Genomic DNA, 17109 nt, shown 5'->3' on the forward strand with positions numbered 1-17109 from the left:
CTCAGGCGATCTGTGCCTGGCTGCGCGCCAGCGACACGTCGGCAACGCGCACCGTGCGCCAGACGTTGTAGGCCATCAGCAGCATGCCGCTGAGGAAGAACACCCCGCCGGCAAAGCGCACGATGAAGCCCGGATGACTGGCCTGCAACGCCTCGACGAAGGAATAGGTCAGCGTGCCGTCCTCGTTGATCGCCCGCCACATCAGGCCCTGAGTGATGCCGTTGACCCACATCGAGGCGATGTACAGCACCGTGCCGATGGTCGCCAGCCAGAAGTGCAGGTTGATCAGCGGCGTGCTGTACATCTGCTCGCGGCCAAAGACTTTCGGCACCATGTGATAAGTCGCGCCAAAGGTGATCATTGCCACCCAGCCCAGTGCCCCGGCGTGAACGTGGCCGATGGTCCAGTCGGTGTAGTGGGACAGGGCGTTGACGGTCTTGATCGCCATCATCGGGCCTTCGAAGGTCGACATGCCGTAGAAGGCCAGCGACAGCACCAGAAAGCGCAGGATCGGGTCGGTGCGCAACTTATGCCAGGCACCGGACAAGGTCATCATGCCGTTGATCATCCCGCCCCAACTCGGTGCCAGCAGGATCAGCGACATCGCCATGCCCAGCGACTGCGCCCAGTCCGGCAGCGCGGTGTAGTGCAAGTGGTGCGGACCGGCCCAGATGTACAGGGTGATCAATGCCCAGAAATGCACGATCGACAACCGGTACGAATACACCGGGCGATTAACCTGTTTCGGCACGAAGTAATACATCATCCCGAGGAACCCGGTGGTCAGGAAGAAACCCACCGCGTTGTGCCCGTACCACCACTGCACCATGGCGTCGGTGGCCCCGGAATACACCGGATAGGATTTGAACCAGTCCACCGGGATCGACAGGTGATTGACCACGTGCAGCATGGCGATCACCAGAATGAACGCGCCGAAGAACCAGTTGCCGACGTAGATGTGTTTGGTCTTGCGCTGCACCACCGTGGTGAAAAACACGATGGCGTACGCGACCCAGACCACCGCCATCCACACTGCGCCGGAGAATTCGATCTCGGCGTATTCCTTGGTGGTGGTGTAGCCCAGCGGCAGGGTGATCAGCATGATCACGATCACCGATTGCCAGCCCCAGAAAGTGAAGGCCGCAAGCTTGTCCGAATACAGCCGCACCTGACAGGTGCGCTGCACCGCGTAGTAACTGGCGGCGAATTGCGCGCTGCCGGCGAAACCGAAAATCACCAGGCTGGTGTGCAGTGGCCGCAAGCGGCCGAAGGTGGTCCAGGGCAGGTCGAGGTTCATGTCCGGCCACACCAGTTGCGAGGCGATCCATACCCCCATCGCCATGCCGACGACACCCCAGAAAACCGTCGCGATAACGAATTGGCGGACGACCTTGTAGTTATAAGCCTGTCCGATTGTTGCTGTGCTCATGGTCAGTTCTTCCACGGTTGCAAAGTCTTGCCAGGCCACCCGGTCTGGCACGAGCTGCACTGTAGGAACAGCACCGGAAACAAAACAGGCTCAGGAATCTTTCATTTGTACGGATCAGATTCAGGTGCTGCCTGCGGCGTTCTGCCGCGCCCTGATACGGTTTTTATCGTTTCAGGTGAATCTGTTGCGTGCTGCGCTGCTCGTCCATAGTGCTGGCAAAATCTGTAGGAGTGAGCCTGCTCGCGATTGCGGTGTGTCAGTCAACAAATCAGTTGCCTGACACACCGCAATCGCGAGCAGGCTCACTCCTACAGGAATTGCGCACAATTCTGATGGGGTGGCCGCTGCATGTATCAATACGACGATTACGACCGCGCACTGGTGTTCGAGCGCGTTGCGCAGTTTCGCGATCAGGTCGAGCGCTTCATGGCCGGAGAGTTGAGCGAGGAAGAGTTCCTGCCGTTGCGCCTGCAAAACGGCCTGTACATGCAGAAACACGCCTACATGCTGCGGGTGGCGATTCCCTACGGGACACTGAGTGCCGAACAAATGCGCACGCTGGCGAGCATCGCCGCTGATTATGATCGCGGCTACGGCCACTTCACCACGCGGCAGAACCTGCAATTCAACTGGATCGAGCTGGCGCAGGTACCGGACATCCTCGAGCGCCTGGCGCAGGTCAACATGCATGCGATCCAGACCTCCGGCAACTGCGTGCGCAACATCACCACCGAAGCCTTCGCCGGGGTCGCGGCGGATGAAATGATCGACCCGCGCCCACTGGCAGAAATCCTTCGGCAATGGTCGACGATCAACCCGGAATTCCTCTTCCTGCCACGCAAGTTCAAGATCGCCATCTGCTCGGCGAAGCAGGATCGTGCGGCGATCATGATGCATGACATCGGCCTGTATCTTTACCCGGGGCGCGACGGGCAAATGCTCCTGCGGGTGATCGTCGGTGGCGGGTTGGGGCGCACGCCGATCCTCGGTCTGCAGATCCGCGAAGGTTTGCCGTGGCAGCATCTGCTGTCCTACGTCGAGGCGGTACTGCGGGTCTACAACCGGCATGGCCGGCGCGACAACAAGTACAAGGCGCGGATCAAGATTCTGGTCAAGGCGCTGGGCATCGAGGCGTTCGCCAAGGAAGTCGAAGAGGAGTGGCAGCACCTCAAGGACGGCCCTGCGCAGTTGACCGAGGCCGAGTATGAGCGGGTCGCCCGGGCATTCGTGCCGCCGATCTATCACACCCTGGCCGACACCGATTTGGACTTCGGCACGCGTCTGGCCGAAAGCCCGGCGTTCGCCCGCTGGGTTGCGCGTAACGTGCAGCCGCACAAGAAACCCGGTTACACCAGCGTGGTGCTGTCGACCAAACCGGGTCTGAGCGCACCGCCGGGTGATGTCACCGGGTTGCAAATGCTGGCGGTGGCCGATTGGTCGGAGCGTTTCGGTTTCGGCGAGATTCGCATTGCTCATGAGCAGAACATTGTCCTGCCCGATGTTCGAAAGTCTGACCTGTATCAACTCTGGCAACTGGCCTGCGAGCGCAATCTGGGCAGCGCCAACGTCGGCCTGCTGACCGACATCATCGCCTGCCCGGGTGGCGACTTCTGCGCGCTGGCCAACGCCAAGTCGATCCCGATCGCCCAGGCGATTCAGGCGCGTTTCGACAACCTCGATTACCTGCACGATCTGGGCGACATCAGCCTGAACATCTCCGGCTGCATGAACGCCTGCGGCCATCACCACATCGGCAATATCGGCATTCTCGGCGTCGATAAAAACGGCAGCGAGTGGTACCAGATCACCCTCGGCGGCGCGCAGGGCAAAAACAGCGCCCTGGGCAAGGTCATTGGCCCGTCGTTCAGCGCCACCGAAGTGCCGCAGGTGATCGAACGGATCATCGGCACTTTTGTGCGTTACCGCGAAAGCGAGGAGTTGTTTGTCGACACTGTGGCGCGCATTGGCCTGGAGCCGTTCAAGGAACGGGTCTACCCGAAAGTGCTGGAGGTGTCGGCATGAACAATCTGCTGCGGCTGGAGCAGGGTGTGGCACGGATGATCGAGGATGATCCGTGGACGCTGATTCGCGAGCCGGAGCAGGGCAGGCCTGCGGGGCTGCTGATCCTGCCGCTGGCGCACTGGCTGCAATCGCCCTCGACCCACGCGGTGTGGCTGGGACCGGACGACGAAGTCGAAAGTGTGGTGCCGTGGCTGGCTTCGCTGCCGCTGATTGCCCTGGACTTCCCGAGCTTTCGCGACGGTCGCGCCTACAGTCAGGCGTATCTGCTGCGCAGCCGGTTCGGCTGGACCGGCGAGTTGCGGGCGATTGGCGATGTGTTGCGCGATCAACTCAGCCATATGCGTCAGTGCGGGTTCGACAGTTTTGCGGTGCGCGAGGACAAGTCGGCCGAGGATGCCCTGAAGGGCTTGGCCGGCATGAGCGTGCTGTACGGCCGCTCGGTCATCGAGCCGCGGCCCTTGTTCCGTCGACGCTGAATCCTGAATCTGAATCGGATGACCCTGTGGCGAGGGGATTTATCCCCGATCGGTTGCGTAGCAGCCGCAAGAGGATGCGATCCTGTCAGATTTTGGGGCCGCTTCGCAGCCCATCGGGGATGAATCCCCTCGCCACAATCGGGTGTGGCGGCCATGACAGGTGTTTTGCAGTGACATGCAAGGGAAACCCTTACATCCCGCACCATTCCCGGATTTTTCCTTGGGTCGATGCTGGCCTTTTGGTAGAGTCCCCGTCGCCAGCGGGTTTTCGGCTGGACGACGGAACGAAGAAGGGAGTCTGTTTTGTGACTGCGGGTAAAAAAATCCTCGGTCTCACCGCGTTGCTTTTGATGCTGACGCTGTGGGCCAGTTACTTTTATGTGTTCAAGGAAAACCGCGACGGCCAGTTGGGCGGCGCTGGTGAAAGCACCGCGTGGTGCGGCGCGCCGCCGTCCACCGAAGCGGCGCTGTTGGGCAAGGATCAACTGACCTTGCGCGTCACCAACAACCTGCGCGGCGAGTTCATGCTCAGTGGCTCGCTGGTGGTTTCCGAACGCACCTTCAATCGCTACGATCTGGGCCGCAACGAACTGCGTCTGCGCCTGGAACCGTTGCAGTGGTCGTACGGCGTCACGCCGATCTTCCTCGAACAGGTCAAGGTCCAGCCGCTGAGCCGCAACCTCGCGTCGCCGACCAAAAGTGCCTACGCCGAGCTTGAGCCACGGCCGATCGGCGTCCAGGGCAAGGTCACCGACTTTCCGTTCGACACCTATCGCTACGGCTACAAACCGGTGCTGTATTACCTCAAGGGCAGCGAGCGCATCGACCTGCGCTTCAAGAACATCACCACCCTGATGGACCTGTCGAACACCTTCACGCCGATCCAGAAGTACAACCGCGTCGAGTACATCAACGAGAAAAACTCGATGATCCGCGACGAGGACTACAAAGCCTACGGCCCGCATGAATGCGCGTTCAGCGTCGAGCGCAAAGGCTCGTTCAAGGTTGTGGTGCTGTTGTTCCTGCTGGTGCTGTGCCTGCCGTTGCTGCACGTGTTCTATCGCGACGAGCCGGGGATCGACTTCCTTGCCACGCTGGTGGCGATTGCCGTGGTGCGGGTGCTGCTGGTGGGGCCGGTGCAGGACTTTCAGCTGTACAACATCGACTTCCTGTTCGGTGCAGCGATTCTGCTGGTGGGCTCGGTGTCGCTGATCAAGGCGATGCGCGCCAATAGCCGCCGCGAGATGGCGTTGAAGAGTGGGGCTACGTCGTCCTGGTAAGCGCAGATTTTGTGGCGAGGGAGCTTGCTCCCGCTGGAGTGCGCAGCACTCCCCAGCAGACATGATGAGTCAGCCAGATAAATCGCAATGTCTGTTTTTGGGGTGGCTGCGCCACCCAGCGGGAGCAAGCTCCCTCGCCACAGGTATTCAGGGTCACTTCAGCGCCGGATCACCCATGTTCATCTTCTTCCAGCCCTGCAACAGCACCTGCGCCTTCGGCTCCTGGCCGTTCTCCAGGTAGTACTGGATCAGCGACAGTCGCGCATTGCGGTTCGCCGGTTGCACCTTGAGCAAGCGCTCCAGCTCATCACACGCCTCGGTCACCTTGCCACTGTCGTGCAACGCCACCGCCAGCACGTAACCGTACTGCGCGTTCTGTGGTTCCAGTCGCGCGGCTTGGTGCAGGGCGCTCATCGCTGCTGCAGTCTTGCCGGCGCGGATCAATGACAGGCCACGGGTGTGCTGCAACAACGCAGCCTCCGGGTGCGCCTTGAGGCTGTCGTCCAGCAGGCTCTGCGCTTCCTGACCTCGGCCATTGGCCTCCAGCCATTGCACCAGTGTCACCAGCGCCGGGTAGAAATCCGGATCGCGTTTGAGTGCGGTGCGCAGCAACCCTTCGACCTCGGCAGCGCGGCCGCTGGCCTGATACAGCATCGCCAGATTCAGGTTGGCCTCGGCCCGTTCGGCGAGGCTTTTCTGCACCGCCTCATACTCGGCAATCGCTGCGTCCCAATTGGCCTGAGCCGCGCCGAGGCCGTTATTGCGCGCGACGCTGAGCAGGTCCCGCGCCGTGACGATGCGCACGGCTTTCACCGGATCGCCAAGCAGTGGCGTCAGCAACGACGCGCGCTCGGCGGGCGGCAGGAAAGCGCTGATTGCCCGGACTGCACTTTCACGAACCTGCGGCGCCGGATTCTGCAGATCCCGGGTCGCCAGTTTCAGCGATTGATCGCTCGGGTACAGCGGTAGTTCGGCGAGCAGCGTCGCCCGCTGAATCGCCGGCAGATCGCTGCGCTGCAACTGCTCATGCAAGGCGTCCGCCGCGCCCGGCTGGCCGTTGCGGACCAGCCACAGGCTCTCGTCATAGCGCGGTGCCTGCGGTGTCGAGGCGGAGGCATTCCACAACTTGAACTGCGCGCTGACCTTGTCGCCGGCCTTGCCCTGGTGGCAGTTCAGGCACGCGTCGGGCGTACCGAGTTTCTGCGCGCGTTCCGGATTGGGGATGCTGAAGCTGTGGTCATGGCGGAAGTCGTTGCCCATGTAGAACTTGCCGGGCATGTGGCAATCCACGCACTGCGAGCCCGGCTGGCCCATGGTATGGCGGGTGTGTTCGCTGGAGTCGTAGTTCTTCGCTTGCAGGCCCTTGCCGTCGACGCCGGTGACCGACGTCTTGCCCGCCGTGTTGTGGCATTGCAGGCACACGGCGTTGCCCGGCGCCTTCAGTTCGGTGCTGTGTGGATTGTGGCAATTGCTGCAACGCACACCCTTGTCGAACATCTTGCTTTGCAGGAACGAGCCGTGCTCGAACACTTCATCCTTGATCTTGCCGTCCAGTGCATACAGTTCGCGGGTCAGGGTGCTCGGCAGATAATCGTCCATCAGCCGTTTGCCGACGGTGTAGCCATCGCCCAGCGGCGCCCGGCGTGCATGGCAACGGGCACAGGTTTCGATTTCAACGGTGGCGTTCTTGTCCTTGAGGTCGACAGCGAAACCCTTGTGGATCAGGTCGTCTTTTTTCTGCGCCCATTCCAGGTGATTCGACGCCGGACCGTGGCAGGCCTGACAGCCGATGCCGAGGCTGTTCCATTGGCTGTTGAACGTGTTGCTGGCTGCATCGAAGTTGCGCTTGAAACCGGTGGTGTGGCACTCGACGCACATGAAGTTGGCGTTCTGGCTGGGCTTGCTCCAGTGCAGCGGATTCTTGAAGTTCACGCCCTGGCCGGGGTAGAGGTGAAACCAGCGATGTTTCTCGGTATCCCAGGCCACGCCGAGCGCCTGCAAACGACCTTCACCGACCTCGATCAGGTATTGCTGCAACGGTGCGATGCCGAAGGTGTAGGCGACTTTGAAGTCGGCGTTCTTGCCGTCGATACCCGGGGTATTGACCCAGAATTCGTCGCCCTTGCGCGAGAAACGGGTGGTCTCGTTCTCGGCCTTGAAGGTGATGTTGTTGAAGTCGCCGAGCAGGGTTTCGCCATTGGCTGCCTGCATCGCCAATTGGTGATGCGAGCCTTGCCAGTCCTTGACCTGCTCAGTGTGGCAGCCCTGGCATTGTTGCTCATCGACCATGGTTGCGGGCTTCTGCGCCACCGGTTGTGGCTTGGCGATCACGGGTGTCGCCGCACTGATCGGCGGAGCCTTGGACGGTGCGGGCGCGGGGCTGAACAGAAACCAGCCGATGCCCGCCACAGCGGCCAGCAGCACGCCGATAGTGACGGGAAACAAGTAACGTGAAAGGGTCGGTCGGGACGAATCAGGATCAGGCTGTACGGCTTTATTTTTATGCTTGGGCATTACGACTTCCATGGTCCAGGTGCATTTGCCTGCTGGCGTGCGTTCAAGCTCGATGCAGCTTTGCCGGATGCCCGGCATCTGTCAATTGACGGTTGTGAAGCAGTGCCCGGTGCTGTGTGAATTTTGTGATTTTTCAATCGCAATCGCCGGGGTTTTAGCTATACCTGTAACTCCTCCCTACGCAATAGATTCAGGCCTTCTGACAGGAGTTACAGCATGAAGCTAGCAGTAATGATGGGCACCCTCTGTATCGCCACCCTTGGCGTGGTGGGTTGCTCCAGCAAAACCGTCGCTCCCGATGAGTATTCCGGCTTTCTCAAGGACTACAGCCAACTCAGGGAGGCCAAATCGCCTTCCGGTGCAGAAGTGATGCGCTGGATTGATCCGAAGGTCGATATCAGCAAGTTCACCAGCGTGTACGTCGAACCGACCCAGCTCTATCCAAAGCCACAACCGACCGCGAAGATTTCCCAACAGACCCTCAACGGCATCACCGCTTACTACGATCAGGCGCTCAAGCGTGAAATCAGCAAGGATCTGCCGTTGGCCAACGGCCCCGGCCCGGGAGTGATTGTGGTGCGGGCGGCGATCACCGCCGTGAGCAGCAAGACCGAAGGCCTGCACGCGTATGAAGTGATCCCGGTGGCGCTGGTGGCGGCAGCGGTCAGCACCGCCAGCGGTATCCGCGATCAGGAAACCACCCTGGCCACCGAAGCCGTGTTCCTCGACGGCGGCAGCAACAAGGTCGTGGCGCAAGTGGTGCGCAAAGGCACCGGCAAACCATTGGAAAATGACACGCAGGCGATGAAGGCCACCGACGTCAAACCGGTGATTGATGGCTGGGCGAATGACATGCATCAGATGTATCTGAAGCTCAAGTCCAGCAAATAACCCCGGGTCCCTGTAGGAGCTGCCGAAGGCTGCGATCTTTTGATTTTGTTTTAAACATCAAGATCAAGAGATCGCAGCCTGCGGCAGCTCCTACAAAGGGCAGCATTACTGCCCGGTAAACCAACGGAAGTACGGGTTGCCGCCATCCCAACGCATCACTTCACGCATATCCCGCCCCCAAGCATCCCGATCGCCGTCATAGGCATGCAGGCTGGCGCGATAGAACTGCATCAGGCGCTGGCGGTGCGCTTCCATTCGTTCATTGAACCCGGCATCGGCATTGACCAGTGGCGGCGGCACATACAGGTCCAATAGCGCCGGCAGCACTTTGGTTATCTCCTTGCTGCGCACCCACGGCGCGTATTCAATCCGGGGCTGATCGTCAGTTACTGCCGACGCGTCTGCGGCGAAGCGCTCAAGGCCTGCGCGGTCGGTGACCCAGGTTGCGAGCAACGCGGGCGCCGAGCCAATCCCGACATCCTGCAAGGTGCTGCGAACGCTGGCCTGCTGGAAGCGCTCGGTGATTTTCGCCGCGTCCAGTTCCATCGGTTGTAGCGAACCGACCAGCAGCATCTCGTGGAACTCGCTGGTCCACAGCGAAGCGTACGGAAACACGTCAAGGAAGCTGCGCACCAGTGAGCGCGAATCGTCGATGTTCTGGGTCGGCAGCGGCAGCCATTGCGCGACGATACCTTGTTGCTCAAGGCGACTGGCGGCCAACTGATAGAAGTCTCGCGAGTACAGATTGACCACGCCGGCCGCCGACGGCGGTGGCGGTTCGAGGGTGATCAGGTCGTAGCTCTGCGGGCTGCGCAACAGTTCCTGACGGCCATCGCGCAGACGCACATCGACGCCGGGATCGCTCGCGGCATTGAAGTTGCCCTTGAACAGGGGCGCAGCCTTGACCACTGACGGCAGCAACTCGGCGACCACTCGATGTTCCAGCCCCGGATAGCGCAGCAGGGCGCCGGCAGTAATCCCGGTGCCGAAGCCGATGACCAGCGTCGAACGTGGTTCGCCGTTGTGGATCAGCAGCGGCAGCAGCGCCTGGATGCGCATGTAGCGCAGCGATGGCATGGCATCTCCGGTGTTGGAAACGCCTTGAATGTACAAGCGGTGGAAGGTGTTTTCCCCGCGACCCTGAGCGACCACCGCCACGGTACCGCCACGGCCTTCTTCGTAGAACGTCAACGTACCGTTGCGCGCACCGGGCAGCAGGCTGGCGAGTTTGTCCATCGGAGTCAGCACGGCGAGCGCGATCGACACCAGCCCCAGCGCGACCACGGCCTGACGCCGACCTTTTTTGACGTGATGACCCTTGCGCACGGCCACGTAGCCGATGCCGGCAGCGATGATCGCCAGCAAGCCCAGCGTGCGCACCAGTCCCAGCAGCGGGATCAGCAGAAAGCCGCAGAGCATCACCCCGACGATCCCGCCCAACGTGTTGAACGCGACCACCGCACCGACGTCGCGACCGACCCGCTCATGACCCACGCTCAAGCGCAGCGCCAGCGGAAACGCCGCGCCGAGCAGCAGCGTCGGCACGAACACGATGCTCAACGCCGCCACCGCAAACCGTGCGCTCATGCCCGCCAGCTCACTCGCGCCCAGGGCCAGCAGCCAGCTCTCGGCCTGACTTTGGGCCAACACCAGCCAGCGCCCGAGCAGGGCGATTTCCAGCAGCGCGATCAGCCCGGCACCGGCAATCAACAGACCGAACACGCCCCACGGATCACGAATGCGCTCGACGCGACGGGCGAGCACGGCGCTGCCGACGAACAGCCCGGTCAGGTACGTCGCGAGCACCACGGCAAACGCGTAGGTGCGGGTGCTCATGAATTGCACGATCGACTGCGACCAGACCACTTCATACCCCAGCGCCACACCCCCAGCGATGGAGTACAGCCACAACGCGGTGCGGTCCGCGGCCTTCTCGGTGTGATGTTTGACTGGCGCCACAACCGGCGCTGGATGCTGACGCTGCAACCACAGCGCACCGGCCGCGGCCAGCAGATTGAGCATCGCGGCAAACAATGCACTGCCGCGCACGCCAAGGGTGGCGATCAGCACGAACGCGGCGAGCAGGGTGCCGACAATCGCGCCCAGAGTATTGGCCGCATACAGCTGACCGCCGGCCTTGCCCGGATCGGCCGCCAGCGAGCGCACCAATACCGGCAGCGTGCCGCCCATCAACACCGCCGGAATCCCCACCAGCGCGAACGGCAACCACCAGGCGAGCATGCCGACCTGACCTTGCAGCCAGGCAAACGGGCTGGCCGCCAGGCTCATGCCAACCGTGGCGCCAACCCCAAGAATCGCCACCAGCACTTCCAGCCCGGCGTAGAGCAACACTGGCTGCTGCACGCGATCGGCCCAACGTCCGAACAGCCAGCCACCGATGGCCAGCCCGGCGAAAAATGCGCTGATGCCGGTGGTGATGGCATAGACCTCGACGCCGACCACCAGCGACAACTGCTTGATCCACAGCACCTGATACACCAACGCGGCGGCGCCGGAGATGCACAGCAGCAGGGCGGGGATCAGCAGCGCCGGGGTGGCGGCTTGCGCGGTGGGTATGGCCGACGGCTTGCTGGCGATACGTGAGGACATGCGGGGGACCTTGTTCAAATCACACAATATCTTTGACGGTGCGGGCCTCATCGCTGGCAAGCCAGCTCCCACAGGGATTTTCAGTGAACACTCATGTTGTGGTCGACAGAAATACCTGTGGGAGCTGGCTTGCCAGCGATTGGGGCCGACGCGGTCTCAGGTGAAAAACAGCGCCGCCCGCCGCTGAGGGCGGGCGGCAGTTCAACGGTCTTACTGTGCAGCCGGAGCCGCTTTGATTTTTTCAGCGATTTTCGCGTCCACCGCAGCACGGATCTGGTCGATGCTGAAGCTGGCCGGTTTCTGGCTTGGCGGGTACTCGATGAAGGTCTGCAGGAACTGCGCCGACTTGGTCACCGCGACACCTGCCAGATAGACGTTCTTGGTGTTCCAGTCATAGAACTGGTCTGACACCACGTCCGCCCGCTCATACGGGTCCATCCGCAGGTTGAGGATCTTCGGCACGCGCAGGCACACGAACGGTTCGCTCCAGACCCGGAAACCACCCGGCTGGCGCTGTTCGCAGAACACCACTTTCCAATTGTCGAAGCGCATCGAGACCAGCATGCCGTCGTCGTTGAAGTAGTAGAACTCTTTGCGCTCGCCTTTGGGCTGCTGGCCGGTCAGGTACGGCAGTTGGTTGTAGCCGTCCAGGTGCACCTTGAAACTGGTACCGCCGGAAGTCGGCGCCCAGCCCTTGAGCAGTTTGTCTTTGACGTCGGCGTCACCGGCGGCGGCAAGCAGGGTCGGGAACCAGTCCATGCCCGAGAACATCTCGTTGGAGACTTCGCCGGCCTTGATCTTGCCCGGCCAGCGGACAATCGCCGGCACCCGGTACGCACCTTCCCAGTTGGAGTTCTTCTCGTTGCGGAACGGTGTGGTCGCCGCGTCCGGCCAGGAGAACTGGTTCGGCCCGTTGTCGGTGGTGTAGACGACGATGGTGTTGTCGGCGATTTTCAGGTCGTCGATGGTCTTCAGCAGTTTGCCGACGTCGGCGTCGTGCTCGAGCATACCGTCCGCATACTCGTTGCCGGGCATGCCGCTCTGGCCCTTCATCGAATCACGCACATGGGTGAACACGTGCATGCGGGTGGTGTTCATCCAGACGAAGAACGGCTTGTCGGCCTTGGCCTGTTTCTCGATGAACGCTTGTGCGGCGGCGGTGGTTTCGTCGTCGATGGTTTCCATGCGCTTGGTGGTCAAGGCACCGGTGTCTTCGATCTTGCCGTCGGCGAAGCTGTGGATCACCCCGCGCGGGGTGTTGGCCTTGACGAATTCGGCATCGTCTTTCGGCCAGTACGGACGCTCCGGCTCTTCTTCGGCGTTGAGGTGATACAGGTTGCCGAAGAACTCGTCGAAACCATGGTTGGTCGGCAGGTATTCATCGCGGTCACCGAGGTGGTTCTTGCCGAATTGCCCGGTGGCATAGCCCAGGCCCTTGAGCGCCTGGGCGATGGTGATGTCGCGTTTTTGCAGGCCGACCGGTGCCCCTGGAATGCCGACTTTCGACAGCCCCGTACGCAGAGGCGTCTGCCCGGTGATGAATGAGGATCGCCCGGCGGTGCAGCTGTTCTCCGCGTAATAGTCGGTGAACATCATGCCTTCTTTGGCAATCCGGTCGATGTTCGGGGTCTTGTAGCCCACCACGCCCATGGAATAGGCGCTGATGTTGGTCTGGCCGATATCGTCTCCGAAGATCACCAGAATGTTGGGTTTCTCAGCCGCTGTGGCAGTTGCCGACAGCGCCATCACCGAGGTTGCCACCAGGGCGAGTTTCGGTAGCCACTTGCGTATGCGAGTCATCTGACTTGCTCCTTTTGCGCGGGGGTGTCGCTTGCTGCGACTTACGTTTACTGCGGTCCTGCGTCACGCTTTTTCTTATTGCACCTGCTCGGTTGCCGGTGGATCGAACGGGTAGATCCGGCGCCATTCGGTCGCCATGTCCACCACGGTCCAGCCACGGGAATTCGCTTCGTCGAGAGCTTTGTCGAGCCGCCCGATATCGGATTTGCGGTCATAGGCCCACTCGCGCCTGGCGTCGGTGTGATGCACCAGCCCCATGAAGCGCTTGCCGGTGCCTGCGGCGGTCCACTGCAGCATTTGCAGGTCGCCGTCGGAGTTGCCGAACGCGAGGATCGGTCGTTTGCCGATCACCGCATCAATGCTCTCCGGTTTGCCTGGGCCATCATCGTTGTGCGCCAGTTTCGCCGTGCGCAGGATCGAGGCCTGGCCGTCCTTGAACTGGAACGCGGTGACGAATGTGGTGCCGATCACCTGTTCCGGCGGAATACCGTAGACCTTCTCGGCGAAGGCGCGCATGAACGCGGTGTCGCCGCCGGAAACGATGTAGGTCTTGAAGTCCTGACTGCGCAGGTAGTCGAGCATTTCCAGCATCGGCTGGAAGATCATTTCGGTGTAGGGTTTGCCGGTTTTCGGATGCCGCGCCTGACTCAGCCAGGTTTTGGCGTAGTCGTCGAAAGCCTCGGTGGTCATGCCGGTGTGGGTGGCACCGAAGATCTTGATGATGCCGTCCATGCCGGCAGCGGCCAGTGCCTTGTGGTCGTTTTCCAGCACCGCTTTGAAGGGCTGGGTGGTTTTCCATTCCGGGTGCTGCGGCGCATTGCGCTTGACCTCGTCGAGGGCGAACAGCAGCTCGAAATACATCGGCTGCTCGCTCCACAGGGTGCCGTCGTTATCGAATACGGCGATGCGCTCGGCGGGTTTGACGAAGTCCTTGCTGTTCTGGTCAGTGACCGCCTGCACGAACGCGATGATGTTGTGTTTCGCCGGGCCGTCATTCCATGACGGCAGGGGTTCGCTGGCCTGGGCTAGCAGTGGCATTGCCAGCGCGAACAGCAGCGCAAGGCTGAGACGTTGGCGCCGCGGCGGCAGGTGGGTCATGGGCATTCCTTTTCATCAACGGGGTTGAGCGGGCGCAGGGCCGCAGGCGGTTTCGCCTGCTGTTGTTCGGCCTGACGGTGAAGCGTAGTCAACGATTGGCGCAGTTGAACGAGGGTTTCTTGGGCCGCGGGCTGACGACCATAAAGACCGCGCAACAGTCCTTGCAGGCGTGGACCGGCATTCACCAGTCGCAGCCCCCGCCGACTGCGGCGCAGCCACAGATACAGCGCGCTCAATTGTGCCGGTCGAGCCTGCAATTGCGGGTTGATCTGCTGCCAGGCGAAGTCGGCCGATTGCTCCCAGGCCAACTGCCGCGCGTGCTTGCGCGCCTGCCATTGGCGCCGGGTGCGCAACAGGGCCGGCCGCAGCCAATAACCGACGCCAATGCACACGGCGAGCAACGCCAGCCACAGCAGCCAGCGCGTGGAAATGTGCTGGTTGTTACGGCCGAGCTGCTGGAGATCTTCGCTGATCGAAAACACCGGTTTGTAGGCGCTGTTGGCCACGGCCTCGAAGGTCACGGCCGGCACCTGCGCGGTGCGGGTCTGGCGGGTGGTGACATCCCACCATTTCACCGCGATGGCAGGCAGGGTATAGGTGCCAGCCGTGTCGATGCGGTAGCTGACGGTGTCGATCCGCTGCCCCCCGAGAACATTGCCGCGACCGTCATCGAGGCGGGTGACTTGCGGCGTCTTCACATACTGGCTCAGGCCGGTTACAGCAGCGAATGGCGGAACCGGCAGGGCCATGGCCAATGCGCCATCGGCCTGCAGAGTCAGTTGGCGGGTGATGCTGTCGCCGGTTTTCAACGGGGTTGCCGAGTTGATCAGGCGTTGGCTGAAGCGCAGACCGCTGGCCACCAGCGGCGTTTCCCCGGGGTTGAACCCCGGAGGCTGGGTGGCGCTGAACTGCAGGGGCTGGCTCTGTGCGCTGAGTGCTGTGGTGGCCTGACCCGGTGTCGCACTGACCGTCAACGGCGGAATGTTGAAGCTGCGCGCGACATTCGGGGTGATGAGGTAGCTGTAGCGCAGGCCGCTGAAGGACTGCCCGTCGATGGTCTGATTCAGGTGTTGGGCCTGGCCGTCGGGCGGCGTTACCAGCGCGCCGTCGAGTTTCAGCTCGGGCAGGGTGGCGGCGCTGGTGAACCAGGTGTCGGTGAGCACGTCGACTTGCAGTTCGAGCAGGCCGCCGACCATCGCGCCTTCGGCGGGTTGCAGGTGGGCCTGGATCTTGAGTTGGGGTTCGGCGGCAGAGGCGTGGATTGTGAACAGGCAACTGGTAAGCAGGGTCAGCAGGGTTGCGGTGATCAGGCGGGCGCCATCGCGAGCAGGCTCACTCCTACAGAAGATTTTCGGCGCACACAAATCCCCTGTAGGAGTGAGCCTGCTCGCGATGGCCGCAACCCGGTTCATGGTCTGGCCCCCGATTGATCCTGCAAACTGAACTTCTGCTTGAGAAACTTCGCCGGCGAGGTGGTCAGGTTTTGTAACCACAACGCATCGGACGCTGCCTGTTCGCTCTCGACCTTTTTGCTCTGGCCCTTGCCCGGTGCCTTGTCGAATTTCACTTCGTCCGGTTTGATTTCGGGGGCGTTCTTTTCGGCGCTGTCGGTGTCCTTGAGCAAGGCTTGCGCCAGCGCCAGATTGGCCGTGGCTTCAGGAAACTGCGGTTGCCGCTGCAAAGCCTGGTTATAAGCGGCAATCGCCTGATCGAACTTGAAGCGCCGCACGTAAATATTGCCCAGGTAGAACCACGCTTGCGCCGTGTCCAATCGGGCAAAGGTCGCCAGTGCGAGGTCGTAGTCCGCTGCGTGATAGGCCGCCACGCCTTTCCAGTACGGATCGACAAACAGCGCCGCCGCTTGCGGCCAATGCTCATGTTCGACAGCCCAGCGTCCTTGCTGATCGCGGGTGAAAAACGCGTCGGTCAGTGCACCGGCCTGTGCCGGTGCGGCCGGCCAGCCAAGGCCTGCCGCCAACAGCAGCGCCGGCAGCCAGTTGACGCTGCAGCCCTTGCGTACACCGAACAGCGCCAACAATAGAAGAGGCCAGCACAGCCAGTAACCGGCATCTTTCCAGTGCAATTGCTGCTGTTCGGCGCTGGCAGTCTGGAAGTGTTGCTGGGCGTGCAATTCGATCCAGGCCAGATCATCGTCGTCGAGGGTGAGACTGCCCAGCGGCGCGTCGACAGCGGCGGCCAATTGCTTGAGTGCCGCCGGATCGAAACGGCCGAGCAGCGGGCGCCCGTTGCTGTCGACTGCCGGCTGGCCGTTGGCGCCCTGAATCACCCCGCCATCCTCGTTGCCGACCGCCAGTACCAGCACCTGCAATTGGCTGCCTTTCAGGCGCTGGTCGAGGCCATCGAGTTGCGCAGTGTCAGCGCCGTCGGTGATCAGCAGCAGGCTGCCCGGCGTTTGCTCGGCACTGAGCAGGCGTCTGGCCTGTTCGATCACTGCGCCAACGTCCTTGCCCGGTTTGTCGATCAGTCCGCTGCCCAGCGCCTGAATGAAGGTGTCGAGCAACGCCGGATCGTCGGTCGGCGGCAACACCAGGTGCGCGCTGCCGGCATAGGCGATCAGCGCGGTGCGCGCGCCGGCGCGACGCTGGATCAGCTCGTGCAGTTTGTATTTGACCGCTTCCAGGCGCGTCGGTGCTACGTCGCTGGCGTCCATCGACGGCGACAGGTCCACGGCGACGATCAGCGGCGCGCGGTTCTGCAGAAAGTCCGGGCGATCCTGCTCCCAGGTCGGCCCGGCGGCGGCGATGGCGCCGAGTACCAACACCGCGCACAGCCAATGCACCGGACGCAGACGCTGGTGATCCTGCGGGGTGACCAGCAGGTGCGGCAGCAAGTGTTCGGCGATGTTGCTGCGCAGCCGGCGCTGCAGGTCGCGGCTGCGCCGCCAGAGCAGCGGCAGCAGCGCGGCGAACAGCGCGAGCAGCAGCCACAGCGGGCGCAGAAAATGCAGGTCACTGAAATTGATCTGCAT

11 protein-coding genes are annotated in these 17109 nt (G+C 62.1%); 4 read left to right on the forward strand and 7 right to left on the reverse strand.

Annotated elements, in window-relative coordinates; all coding sequences use genetic code 11:
* Position 1: 1 nt before the first annotated feature.
* Positions 2–1429 carry a cbb3-type cytochrome c oxidase subunit I gene (gene ccoN / locus ACIOUG_RS03560; protein WP_401062556.1) on the reverse strand — a complete coding sequence of 476 codons (1428 nt, stop codon included), beginning with the start codon at positions 1427–1429 and terminating at the stop codon, positions 2–4.
* 348 nt (positions 1430–1777) lie between these two features.
* Here ccoN and ACIOUG_RS03565 point away from each other — a divergent pair, with 348 nt between their 5' ends.
* The 3 genes from ACIOUG_RS03565 (at position 1778) to ACIOUG_RS03575 (ending at position 5207) form a co-directional block, all read left to right on the forward strand.
* Positions 1778–3451 (forward strand): nitrite/sulfite reductase, encoded by a 1674-nt coding sequence (locus ACIOUG_RS03565; protein WP_401062558.1) that lies wholly within the window; start codon positions 1778–1780, stop codon positions 3449–3451.
* Complete coding sequence (locus ACIOUG_RS03570; RefSeq protein ID WP_401062559.1) at positions 3448–3927, forward strand: DUF934 domain-containing protein; 480 nt, start codon at positions 3448–3450, stop codon at positions 3925–3927. Before ACIOUG_RS03565 ends, ACIOUG_RS03570 begins: the two co-directional genes overlap by 4 nt.
* A 305-nt stretch (positions 3928–4232) precedes the next feature.
* A complete protein-coding gene (locus tag ACIOUG_RS03575) occupies positions 4233–5207 on the forward strand; it encodes a hypothetical protein (protein ID WP_401062561.1) in 975 nt (324 codons plus the stop codon).
* A gap of 153 nt (positions 5208–5360) precedes the next feature.
* Here the strand turns inward: ACIOUG_RS03575 and ACIOUG_RS03580 are convergent, their stop codons facing one another.
* A complete protein-coding gene (locus ACIOUG_RS03580) occupies positions 5361–7721 on the reverse strand; it encodes a tetratricopeptide repeat protein (protein ID WP_401062563.1) in 2361 nt (786 codons plus the stop codon).
* Between the two features lie 216 nt (positions 7722–7937).
* On the opposite strand from ACIOUG_RS03580, the gene ACIOUG_RS03585 reads away from it, so the two are divergent.
* Complete coding sequence (locus ACIOUG_RS03585) at positions 7938–8612, forward strand: DUF3313 domain-containing protein (protein ID WP_401062565.1); 675 nt, start codon at positions 7938–7940, stop codon at positions 8610–8612.
* A gap of 105 nt (positions 8613–8717) precedes the next feature.
* Here the strand turns inward: ACIOUG_RS03585 and ACIOUG_RS03590 are convergent, their stop codons facing one another.
* The 5 genes from ACIOUG_RS03590 to ACIOUG_RS03610 all read right to left on the reverse strand — a co-directional run bounded on the left by ACIOUG_RS03590 (position 8718) and on the right by ACIOUG_RS03610 (position 17109).
* The gene (locus tag ACIOUG_RS03590) at positions 8718–11222 is read right to left on the reverse strand and encodes a fused MFS/spermidine synthase (RefSeq protein WP_401062567.1); all 2505 of its coding nucleotides are present in this window, start codon (positions 11220–11222) and stop codon (positions 8718–8720) included.
* Between the two features lie 210 nt (positions 11223–11432).
* Positions 11433–13022 carry an arylsulfatase gene (locus tag ACIOUG_RS03595; RefSeq protein WP_401062569.1) on the reverse strand — a complete coding sequence of 530 codons (1590 nt, stop codon included), beginning with the start codon at positions 13020–13022 and terminating at the stop codon, positions 11433–11435.
* Positions 13023–13097: 75 nt separating this feature from the next.
* Positions 13098–14120, reverse strand: a complete 1023-nt coding sequence (locus ACIOUG_RS03600; protein WP_401062571.1) for an HAD family hydrolase — start codon at positions 14118–14120, stop codon at positions 13098–13100.
* Complete coding sequence (locus tag ACIOUG_RS03605; protein WP_401062573.1) at positions 14117–15532, reverse strand: hypothetical protein; 1416 nt, start codon at positions 15530–15532, stop codon at positions 14117–14119. Before ACIOUG_RS03605 ends, ACIOUG_RS03600 begins: the two co-directional genes overlap by 4 nt.
* Positions 15529–17109 (reverse strand): VWA domain-containing protein, encoded by a 1581-nt coding sequence (locus ACIOUG_RS03610; protein ID WP_401062575.1) that lies wholly within the window; start codon positions 17107–17109, stop codon positions 15529–15531. Before ACIOUG_RS03610 ends, ACIOUG_RS03605 begins: the two co-directional genes overlap by 4 nt.

Source organism: Pseudomonas sp. NPDC087803 (genome assembly GCF_044742995.1).
Taxonomy (GTDB): domain Bacteria; phylum Pseudomonadota; class Gammaproteobacteria; order Pseudomonadales; family Pseudomonadaceae; genus Aquipseudomonas.

What these genes read in the sequence shown, in the direction of transcription:
- ccoN (WP_401062556.1), bottom strand. Translation starts at nt 1,429, where the DNA reads ATGAGCACAGCAACAATCGGACAGGCTTATAACTACAAGGTCGTCCGC.
- ACIOUG_RS03565 (WP_401062558.1), top strand. Translation starts at nt 1,778, where the DNA reads ATGTATCAATACGACGATTACGACCGCGCACTGGTGTTCGAGCGCGTT.
- ACIOUG_RS03570 (WP_401062559.1), top strand. Translation starts at nt 3,448, where the DNA reads ATGAACAATCTGCTGCGGCTGGAGCAGGGTGTGGCACGGATGATCGAG.
- ACIOUG_RS03580 (WP_401062563.1), bottom strand. Translation starts at nt 7,721, where the DNA reads ATGCCCAAGCATAAAAATAAAGCCGTACAGCCTGATCCTGATTCGTCC.
- ACIOUG_RS03585 (WP_401062565.1), top strand. Translation starts at nt 7,938, where the DNA reads ATGAAGCTAGCAGTAATGATGGGCACCCTCTGTATCGCCACCCTTGGC.
- ACIOUG_RS03590 (WP_401062567.1), bottom strand. Translation starts at nt 11,222, where the DNA reads ATGTCCTCACGTATCGCCAGCAAGCCGTCGGCCATACCCACCGCGCAA.
- ACIOUG_RS03595 (WP_401062569.1), bottom strand. Translation starts at nt 13,022, where the DNA reads ATGACTCGCATACGCAAGTGGCTACCGAAACTCGCCCTGGTGGCAACC.
- ACIOUG_RS03600 (WP_401062571.1), bottom strand. Translation starts at nt 14,120, where the DNA reads ATGACCCACCTGCCGCCGCGGCGCCAACGTCTCAGCCTTGCGCTGCTG.
- ACIOUG_RS03605 (WP_401062573.1), bottom strand. Translation starts at nt 15,532, where the DNA reads ATGAACCGGGTTGCGGCCATCGCGAGCAGGCTCACTCCTACAGGGGAT.
- ACIOUG_RS03610 (WP_401062575.1), bottom strand. Translation starts at nt 17,109, where the DNA reads ATGCAGATCAATTTCAGTGACCTGCATTTTCTGCGCCCGCTGTGGCTG.